Annotated in this window: 9 protein-coding genes; 6 read left to right on the top strand and 3 right to left on the bottom strand. The window is 60.6% G+C overall.

Annotated elements, in window-relative coordinates; genetic code table 11:
• Positions 1-190: 190 nt before the first annotated feature.
• Together ACEK02_RS14655 and ACEK02_RS14650 are read left to right on the top strand one after the other, a co-directional pair.
• A complete protein-coding gene (locus ACEK02_RS14655; protein WP_371422402.1) occupies positions 191-796 on the top strand; it encodes a TIR domain-containing protein in 606 nt (201 codons plus the stop codon).
• A 46-nt stretch (positions 797-842) separates the two neighbouring features.
• Positions 843-1,397 carry a toll/interleukin-1 receptor domain-containing protein gene (locus ACEK02_RS14650; RefSeq protein ID WP_038575785.1) on the top strand — a complete coding sequence of 185 codons (555 nt, stop codon included), beginning with the start codon at positions 843-845 and terminating at the stop codon, positions 1,395-1,397.
• 16 nt (positions 1,398-1,413) lie between these two features.
• Here the strand turns inward: ACEK02_RS14650 and ACEK02_RS14645 are convergent, their stop codons facing one another.
• From ACEK02_RS14645 to ACEK02_RS14635, 3 genes are read right to left on the bottom strand one after another with little or no spacing between them, the layout of a single operon-like run.
• A complete protein-coding gene (locus ACEK02_RS14645; protein WP_038575783.1) occupies positions 1,414-2,070 on the bottom strand; it encodes a hypothetical protein in 657 nt (218 codons plus the stop codon).
• A gap of 2 nt (positions 2,071-2,072) precedes the next feature.
• Positions 2,073-3,233, bottom strand: coding sequence for a toll/interleukin-1 receptor domain-containing protein (locus tag ACEK02_RS14640; RefSeq protein ID WP_292624075.1), 1,161 nt, complete (start codon positions 3,231-3,233; stop codon positions 2,073-2,075).
• A 5-nt stretch (positions 3,234-3,238) separates the two neighbouring features.
• The gene (locus tag ACEK02_RS14635) at positions 3,239-3,727 is read right to left on the bottom strand and encodes a TIR domain-containing protein (RefSeq protein ID WP_038577284.1); all 489 of its coding nucleotides are present in this window, start codon (positions 3,725-3,727) and stop codon (positions 3,239-3,241) included.
• 209 nt (positions 3,728-3,936) lie between these two features.
• On the opposite strand from ACEK02_RS14635, the gene ACEK02_RS14630 reads away from it, so the two are divergent.
• From ACEK02_RS14630 to ACEK02_RS14615, 4 genes are all read left to right on the top strand, one after another.
• The gene (locus ACEK02_RS14630) at positions 3,937-5,070 is read left to right on the top strand and encodes a tyrosine-type recombinase/integrase (RefSeq protein WP_371422403.1); all 1,134 of its coding nucleotides are present in this window, start codon (positions 3,937-3,939) and stop codon (positions 5,068-5,070) included.
• Positions 5,063-6,880, top strand: a complete 1,818-nt coding sequence (locus tag ACEK02_RS14625; protein ID WP_292624071.1) for a site-specific integrase — start codon at positions 5,063-5,065, stop codon at positions 6,878-6,880. The genes ACEK02_RS14630 and ACEK02_RS14625 overlap by 8 nt, the downstream gene beginning before the upstream one ends.
• 67 nt (positions 6,881-6,947) lie before the next feature.
• Positions 6,948-8,693 carry an integrase gene (locus ACEK02_RS14620; protein WP_371422401.1) on the top strand — a complete coding sequence of 582 codons (1,746 nt, stop codon included), beginning with the start codon at positions 6,948-6,950 and terminating at the stop codon, positions 8,691-8,693.
• Entirely contained in the window at positions 8,677-9,135 is a 459-nt protein-coding gene (locus tag ACEK02_RS14615) for a hypothetical protein (protein ID WP_292624067.1), read from the top strand. The genes ACEK02_RS14620 and ACEK02_RS14615 overlap by 17 nt, the downstream gene beginning before the upstream one ends.
• Positions 9,136-9,569 lie beyond the last annotated feature (434 nt).

Genomic DNA, 9,569 nt, shown 5'->3' with positions numbered 1-9,569 from the left:
TGCCTGACTAACGCGACCCTGCCGTCGATCAGCTTCGGGCACCATTCGTGCAGCTTAGGTCCGGCTTCAGAGACTGTCTCTTTTGCTCGCGATGAGTGACGGGCCGACCGTCGCGCTAACCCAAAGAGCTGGCGGTGGTCGGCCCGTCACTCGCGTCGCGCAGCGACGCCTGATTGCCGGATGAATCCGCTTGGACTCAATTACCGCACTTCATTCGCGAGCAGATCATTTCAGGATCGATTTCACTGGCGAAACAAAGGCTGGGCTTGTAGAAGACCGGAGAACAAAAGGGGGCCTTATGGCGCGGCGCGTTTTCTTCAGTTTTCACTTCGCGAACGATTTTTGGCGCACCCAGCAAGTGCGTAACATCGGTGCTCTTGAAGGGCAGACTCTTTGCACCGCGAATGCGTGGGAAGAGGTCAAGCGGAAGGGCAAGGCCTCCATCGAAAAATGGATCGATGACAACATGTACGGCAAGAGCTGTGTGGTGGTGCTTGTCGGTTCTGAAACAGCGAGCCGCCCTTGGGTAATCCGCGAGATCGTTAAAGGCTGGGATGCCGGCAAAGGAGTGGTCGGCATTCGGATAAACAAACTTCTCGGCCACGACGGGAATTCGTGCGCGGCTGGTAGCAATCCGTTTGACGAAGTCGGCTATGGAAATACCGGGAAAAAGCTATCGTCCATAGCGAAGCTGGTCACCCCTTCAGGCACAGATAGCAAGGCAGTCTATGATTCGATCAAAAACGGGATCGAGAGCTGGATTGAGGACGCGATAGCGATCCGCTCAAAGAACTGATGGAACTCCGTGAATTCGTGCGATATTCGATGATAGAGTTTCGATTATGATCGAATACATTACAAAATCCGAACTGCGGAATTTTGCCGATAAGTTAAATGTTAGCGAACAGGCAAGTCTCAGAAAATCTGCTGCTTCTCGTAGCCTCTCAGGCACCACATTTCTTTCGCACTCAAGCAAAGATGATGATTTGGTCGTTGGCGCTATTCGTGTGTTGGAAGGGCACGGAGCCAGGGTCTATGTCGATGAAATCGACCCGGAAATGCCCCCATACACGACGGAGGAAACGGCGGGGCTGTTAAAGAGCCGTATTCGCCAGACCAAGCGCTTTGTCCTTCTTGCAAGCAAGAACAGCAAGGACAGCCGTTGGGTGCCCTGGGAGTTGGGCGTGGCCGATGGGTATAAAGGGCTGACGAAGATCGCGCTGTTCCCGGCATCCGACAGCTCGCATGAGCAAGCGTGGGCATCGTGGGAGTATCTGGGATTATACCGCCGCATTGTCTGGGGGGATCTACAGGGTCATCAAAAGCGTGTCTGGATGGTTCTCGACGAGAAAAGGAACACAGCTACGGAGCTCAGCGAATGGCTGGCTGGCGAATGATGAGTTCCCACCCCGTTTAAGCAGTGGCTGGGGGCTGCCAAAATCGCTCCTCAACGACAGCCGGTTGCAGGGCCGGGCTTTCGAAGCGCTCCTCTCGGACGGAAACGTCAAGGTGGCGGTGAAATAACGCAACATAGTCCCGGTCTTCCGCTAGGTCGGGCGCTAGAGACCCAACTTGCGCCCCCACTTCAAGCGTCGCGCCGCCCGTGGAGATTACTGGTATCACTGCAGCCTCTGGTTGCAGGCGTCGAAACATTTCGTACTCTTGTACGATCCCACCCATGCCACCAATGAATACCGCTGCTTTGAACTTGTGTTCGGAAAACATGCGCTCGCGCATGGCAAGCAGGCTCTTCTCCCGATCCTTCTCAACCTCGTCTGTATAAATCACGTTATTGAATCGCTCGTTGTCCTCGGGAAATTCATCCTCGAAATGGCGAGACTGATAGAGCCGTACCCAATGTCCGTAATTTACTCCGATGTCTTGAGAGACCACCCAGATCATCGGTGTGATTGCGGGTTGTCCACCCCAAACAAGAAGTCTGCGACCAAGTGTGACGTGCACCAAAGCGGAAACTGCGGCCGTAATCGCGACAGTGTCGGCGGTCGCCGCATATTGTGGCCCTCGCTTCGGATCTGGCACACCTGCCGATAGGAAAATGGCCTCAGCCATGGTCAATTCTCCCATGCTGCGAGAGCCCATCCGGCTTCGGAAACCTTAATCGCGCGGACCGCGAGAATATGCTCTCCAAGCCATCGGAGGTGGGCATTCCATGCATCACGGATGCCGATATGATCGTAGACCAGTACCGGTATCTCCTGCTGTTCCGCTCGTCGCGCCTTATCGGCCACATCGTTCAAAATTTCGGCCGTGGGGATTCCAACAATCGGATATGCCCAAATCTTTTGACCATCCAGCAATCGCACAGCGACGGCTCGGTGTGCGCCGACGCCTTCCACCGATGCTCCAATTTTCTCCACGTCAGCGCGAAGCTTGCCGGTTATCGACATATATCGGGATGCGATGCTTCGGCTTCGTAGCCGTTCCACCTCAAGAACGATTGCATCGGCCGTTTTTGCTACTATCGGTCCATCCGCCCCCTCGAGTTCTTCTGGATCAAGATAAATGGTCTCTGCAAGATCAGTCAGTTTGTTCGGTGTATGTGCAGGCCAAATGACACGAAGAACTTGAATTTCCTTTGCGCGTGCTCTTCCTATTTCTTGTCGCGTCCATCGGCTATCAAAATAAGTTGGAGTGTCGAGCATAACCATAACATCAGAATCGACGAGCCTGTGCCAAAGCACATCTTGGAACGGATCGCCGGGCCTAATATCGTGTGTGTCCAGGAAAACGTCGAATCCGCGGGATGCGAGGAGATCGTGGAGTTGCAACGCAGCTGCTCGGGATTCAACGCGTCGATAGCTGACAAATACCCGTCGCTGTCGGCGGAGCAGGCCAACGCATTCCAGCATCGCCGATGCGAGTTCGGTCATCGCTGGATCGTCAGCGCGCCGCGTTAGCCCGTTGATGGGCTGGAGAAACTGGGGGATGTGAACATTGAAGTCTGCGCCGGCAGCGATCGTGGGAATGATGGGCGCGCTCGCTCGGATGAGTTCTTGGGCCGCCTCCAGATCTTGTTGGGCGTTTCCTCCGAAATACGCACATGCGAATGCTGCTGGTTTGTGTCGTCCACTCAGCGTGTCCGCATTATGCACAACTACATCGTCGCCCAACGTCAATCCGAAGTCGGAAACGATATCGGCGAGCGTCGCGGTTAGTGTTGCGCGATCCCCGGGCGTTACGGCGCCAAGTATGGCCAATTCATAGATACTCATTGATGTCAGCGACCGGCCGCCTTTGCTGCAGTTTCAATCCAAGCCGGCATGTTGACATAGCCGTTATCCCGAACCCAATCATACGCCCCGTATAGGTTCGAAAGCGGAACATCCCGGCCATTCTGCTTAATTGTAAAATAGCTGAGTGGGTTGGTCCCCTGACGATCAATCCCAAGTTGCGGATCTTTTACGCTATGGATGTCGATGGCCAAGAGGCCTTTTCCAAGCTCGTAGCTTCTCTTGATCTCGTGCCGGACCCATTCACGGTCATACGTCTCCGCGCCAAACAGCACCACAGTCACGGACGTACCTTTGAGCTGCTCCTCGATCCATTTTTCTATGCCGCCCGCTCGTTTCTTCGCCTCTTCGAACTCTGCCTTGTCATAGAAGGGCTGGGCTTCACCACCGGGCCGAACCACCCAGGAATTGCGGACTTGCACGACCCGTCGAACGTCACGGTCATAGTGAAAGCTAAAGAATACCCGACGTGCCACCACTTACCCCCTCGATCATCGTTCACTCATATCAAGGCGGGAGCCAAGTGTCAGCAGCCACGGTGAGTGGTTGGTGTCGAGTCGCAACGACACCCTTCGACATGACGAGGAAACCGCCCATTCCATCGAAATGCGTCGGTCAAACCGGCCATATTGCGCTACTTTCGAAATCGCATCTGTGCGGGCGAGGGAGATAGCCCGTGGTATCAATGATTCGGGCATTCTCTGGCATGCCCCATGTCCCACTTGGCTTCCCGATCCTGTTCGACGCCGACATGGCGATCATCGAGCCTGCCTTCGTCTGGCTCATGGAGCACGCCGAACTGAGCGGCCGCGCGCAGGCGTCTGAAACCGTCCGGACCTATGGCGAACATCTCCACGACTGGTTCGACTCGCTCGAACAATCGGGGATCGAATGGCGCGAGGCCGACGAGCGTGTCATCGCTGCTTATCGCAACCGAATGCTGGAGAATCCCAGCACGCATACCGGGCGGCCCTATGCGCGGACCACGATCAATGCGCGCGTCTCGACCGTCTGCCGCTTCTATGGTTGGGCGCTCGACCGGGGGCTGATCGACCATTGCCCGTTCCGGTTGACCGAGAAGATGACGCTGATGCTTGACGGTTCCTATCGCCCAGGCTTGCAGCGGCGCCAGGTCAACGAGCTGATCGTCTCGCGCCCCGAAAAGCTGCCACGGCCACTGCGCGCCGATGAACTGGCGCGGCTGTTTGCGCATCTGAGGCCCACCGCCCGACTAGCCGCGCAATGGGCGCTCGGGGCGGGTCTGCGCCGCAAGGAACTTTCAGCGCTCGCCGTCGAACAGATCCCGGATAGCTGGCCGCTCGACCTCGACCGCGATCCGCTAGTCGGCGTGCCGCTGCATATCACCAAGGGCGATCGGCCGAGGACGGTCTATCCGCCGCTTCGGCTGCTCGATCACACACACTGGTATATCGGCGAGGAACGCGCCCGGATCGTCCGCCGTATCCGCCGTTCCGACCGGCGCTATCGCGCGCCGTCCAATCTCCTGCTGAACGAGCATGGACGGGCGATGAGGCGCAAGCTCCTGACGGCGCAGCTTGCCGAAGCGTTTGCCGCTTCCGGGCTGCAGGGCACACTGCACTGGCTCCGGCACACCTTTGCGATGGCGATGCTGGCCCGTCTCCAGGTCCAGGCCCGCACCAATCCCGACCTCAACCCGCTCAAGGTCGTGCAGGTGCTGCTCGGCCACGCTTCGATCACGACGACCGCGATCTATCTGCGCTGTGTCGAACTGCACGAGCGCGACCTGAGCGAAAGCCTCGCCTATCTCTATGGCGAGCTGATCCCGGCCGATGGTTAGGAACCGCCTCGATCGGACGCTTCGGCTCGAACCGACGCCGACGGACCATCCGGCGGAGCTCGCCGAAATCCAGTTCCGCGACGAATGGGGCAGGATCGTTCAACGGTTTGACCCGGCGCTGCTCGGAATGCCGGACGACATCAGCGCAGCTATCTCGCGCGCCTTCCGCGATCATGATGTGGCGTCCAGCGCCGCCACCCGCACCTCACGCTGGTTCGCGCTCCGCGTGTTCGGCAGGTTCCTGTGCGAAGATGGGCGTGTCAGGCGCGCGGTCGATCTCGATACGGCGACGATCCGCCGGTTCATTACATGGCTGGCGAAGCCCACCAACGGGCGCAGGCGCGGCGTCCAGTCGCAATCCGGTCAGCTCGGTATGATCCGGCCGGTCCTTAAGCGCGCGATCGCGGACAATCCCGGCTTGTTCGCACCGGGCTTCGCCGTTCCCAACAATGCGATCCCGCTCGCCGGCGTCCAGCGGCTACCGCAAGACAGGCTGACGACCTCCGCAATGCGTGCCCTGCTGGCAGTCTGCTATGCCGAGATCGACACTGCCTGGGACAGGTTCCAGCACGGGCAAACCATCGTCGCTCTTCCGAACTTGCCGCTCCGTGGTGGCCGGACCGCCGAACGGGATCGCTGGATATGGAAGCTCCACCGCCTCGGCCACGGCGTCATGCCGCCCGCCCGAGGCTCGGACCTTAACAAGCCCGATCGGCAGCGGATCGCCGACGCAGGCGGGTTCCGTGAGCTGGAAAGCTATCTCCACCTCACGACCGACACGCTGGTTGCGTTCTATATCGTGCTGCTGATCCAGACGGCGGCAAATGCCGGTCCGCTACGCCAGATCAAGCGCGACTGCCTGGTGCCCCATCCGCTCGAGCGGCATCGCGTCATGGTAGAGTGGGTGAAACCCCGCGCCGGCGGTAAGGTGAAACGCATGCAACGGCGGTCATTCGACAATCGCCGGCCCTATGCGGCGCCTCGCCTGATAGAAAAGCTCCTTGCGATGACGGCGCCGTTGTTGCCGCATGTGGAACCGTCCAGGCGCGATCGGCTGTTCCTGCATCGCTTCCTCATGACGACTGGCCGCCTCGAGCGTGATCATCACGCCGGCCATATCGTGCAGGCCACGTTGCGATCGGCAATGTTGCGCTTCTACGAGCGCCAGAACGCTGCAATTGCCTCGTGGAACGAAGCGCATCCCGAAAAGCCTCGTGCGCTGCTTCCCAACTTCTCGCCCAAGCTGTTCCGCAGCAGCATGGCAAGCGCCCATTATACTGCATCGCAGGGCGACATCATGGCGGCCAAGGCGGTCCTTAATCATACGAGTGTCGCCACCACAGATATCTACGTCGACGGCGATGCCGTTCGCCGCCTCGAACGCGATACGATCGCCCGACTTCAGGCGCTGATGATCACATGGGTCCGCGGCGAGACAATCTCGGATCGCTCGCAACATAGAGGCGCGGATACCGGCGCGCCGGTGACGGCGCTGTTCGGCCACGACTGCCTTCGCCCGACTGACAGCGGACATGCCCATCCTGGTCGCGTGTGCCCGAAACTGGGAGGCTGCCTTGCCTGTCCGGGCCTGATCGTCCCGATCGACCCGGATCATCTCGCGCGGATCGTCCAGGCCACCTGGCATCTTGAAGCTGCGCGGGAGCGGATCGACCCGATCCGGTTCGGCCTCTTTTACGCGCCCAGCCTTCAGGTGCTGACGCAAGACCTGCTACCGGCATTCCCGCCCGAGATGATGCCAGACGCCGAACGGCTCATGTGCGCCCTGCCTTCGCTGCCGGATCTGGAATAGCCTCATGGCCTCCGTCCCGACATCCAGGTTCACCCAGGTTCCGGCTCCATTGCTCGGGAACGAAGGCGTGCCCGCCGCGATGACGTTCAACTGGGGGTTCGAAATGCCGGACGGAAGCCGGTTCAGCGACGATCAGTGGACGCCGCTCCGGCACGCGGCCGAACTGTTCCTGCTCTCGCTGCGGCACGATCCACCCGAAGGCCGGATGCCGCTCCGAAAGGAAACGATCCGCGGCCACTTCAGTCATATCCGCTTCCTTGCCCGATGGATGGCGGCGGAAAACGTCCGACGCTTCAGGGATCTCGATCAGGACACCGTGGGTCGCTTCGTGGCGATGCTGCGCGCGCGCCCGGGCAGGAACGGCGCGTTGCTCTCGCTCAGCACCGCCGAAGGCCATCTCGGCACGATCCGCACCTTCCATATGCAGCGCGACAAGCTGGACGACGCGCCGCCGACGGCACCGCCTCGCGCCGCCTCGGTCGGGAAGCGGCACTGGAAGCCTTATGGCGGTCATCCCTATACCCCTGACGAGATCGCCGTGCCGCTGATCAGCGGGGCAATCGAGTTGCTCGGCGATCCGGCGGACCAGATAATCGCCCTGCGCGACCGTCTCGCAGACCTGTATGAACGGCTCCGACCACGGCACCAGGGACGAATGCTCCACTGGCATATCAGACGCGCGATGCTGGCCGAGCCATGTCCCTGCGCCGATCGGTATCCGAATCCGGAATGGCCACTGCGCCGCCTGGCGTTCATGCTCGACCGGCTTGGCGATGCCTGCTTCACCGTCATCGCCTATCTTGTTGGCGCGCGCGCCTCCGAGATACTCAGGCTTGAAGAGGGCTGCCTCGAACGGCGCGCGACCGACGAAGACGGCGAGGAACACGTCTATCTGGTCGGCACGATCACGAAGACGTCGCTGACGGAACATGGCGACCTCCACCGTTGGCTCGCGCCCGAGCCGGTCCAGCGCGCAATCCACATACTCGAGCGTCTCTCCGCTCCGCTCCGCGAACTCAGCGGCGAGAAGAATCTCTGGCTCCACCAGCTCGGTCGGGGACGATCACCGCTCCCGACGATGATGCCCGTCGCCCGACTGCGGTCACCCATGGTCAATGTCCGCTTGAACGAGCGGCTTGCGCCGTTCCTCGCCTTGCCGGACCACCAAGGCGGCACCTGGCGCCTGACCACCTATCAGGGGCGCAAGACGTTCTCGCGGTTCATCGGGCGGCGCGACCGCACTGGCCTGACGGCGCTGCAACGCCATCTCGGGCATGTCCACCGCGCGATGACCGACCGGGCCTATGTCGGCACCGACTTCGAGCTTGCCGAGTTGATCGACGAGCAGGCCGCCGAAGAAACCCGCAAGGCGCTGGAAGACCTGCTCCTGGCTCCGCACGTTGCGGGGAAGGCGGGCGTCATGCTCTCCGAGCGATCGCCGTTCCGCGGGCGCACGGGATCGGGCGATGTCGATGCCTATATTACCGAAATCCTCGCCGAAACGGATATGCGCCTCGGCGTCTGCGACTGGGGCTATTGCCTTTACCGCCGGGAGACATCCGCTTGCCTCGGCGGCGAGCGCGAGCCGAACCCAGGGCTTCGCACGCAAAGCACCTGCTCAAGTTGCGCCAACTTCGCCGTGACTGACCGGCATAGGCCGGTCTGGGAGGCGCGCCTTGAACGTAACACCGTGCTGACCCAGCGCGATGACCTCGATGCCGAGAGCCGCGCGCTTGCCGAAGCACGCATCCAGGAATCTCTCCGCATCTTGGCCCAGCTCGACAAAGGAAATGCCGATGGCGTCCGAGACTGATCTGTCCACCCCACAGGCCCGTCGGCGGGCGAACACCGATGCACGCCTGCGCGAAGCCCTTGGCGTCCTCGCTAATAACGCGTCCACCGCGCCAACGGTCGCCGGGCTCGCACGAGCAGCCGGGGTCGGCCGCAACATCATCTATACCCACCATGCCGGCGTTCTCGACGCCCTGCGTGAGCTTCAGTCGCAGCGTGAGGCGGCCACTGAAACGGCCGCAGGCGAGGCTGATCGCACACGCTCTGCTCTTCGCGATGCGGAAGCCAGGAACATCGCCCTTGCGACACATAATGCCAGCCTGCTGAAGCGCGCTGTCGAAGCCGAGCAGCGGGCGGAACGGCTCGAACGCCGCAACGCGCAGCTCGTGCAGGAACTCGATCGGATGCGCCGGCCCGTTCCGATCCGCACCAACGCCGAAGCGCCCGATCCCTCTGCTGCCTGAAGGCGGTCACGCCCTAATCGGGCGTCATGCAAGGGGAGAGGGTGAAGGAACGACGGAAATGCGAGCTTTGCGAGGCCAATAAGACAGGTCGATCCAGACCTAATGCTCGTCGAAATGGAAAATTCAGCCTCAAGATCAATGGGTTGCGAACTGGCAACCGGCGCGGACAGCATGGGCTCGCGGCGACCGAGTCGTCAAGCTTATCGGCTATGACAGCTCGCCTGCCGACACCCGACGATATGCCCACCGCGAAGGACATGTTTCGAACCTCTATGACTATCATTATCCCCTACGCGACTGGGTGTGGGACCGTGAACGTTGCGCCGCGCGCATCCGCGCCGAGGGCCTTCCCGTTCCGATTAAATCCGCATGCTTCTTTTTATGTTTGCAGATGGTGTCTCGTCTCACGGTAAGTCTCTGTTTCGAGGCGTATA

Source organism: Tardiphaga sp. (assembly GCF_041424195.1).
In the GTDB taxonomy this organism is placed as follows: Bacteria; Pseudomonadota; Alphaproteobacteria; order Rhizobiales; family Xanthobacteraceae; genus Tardiphaga.
This window is presented reverse-complemented; position numbering and strand designations above follow the sequence as displayed.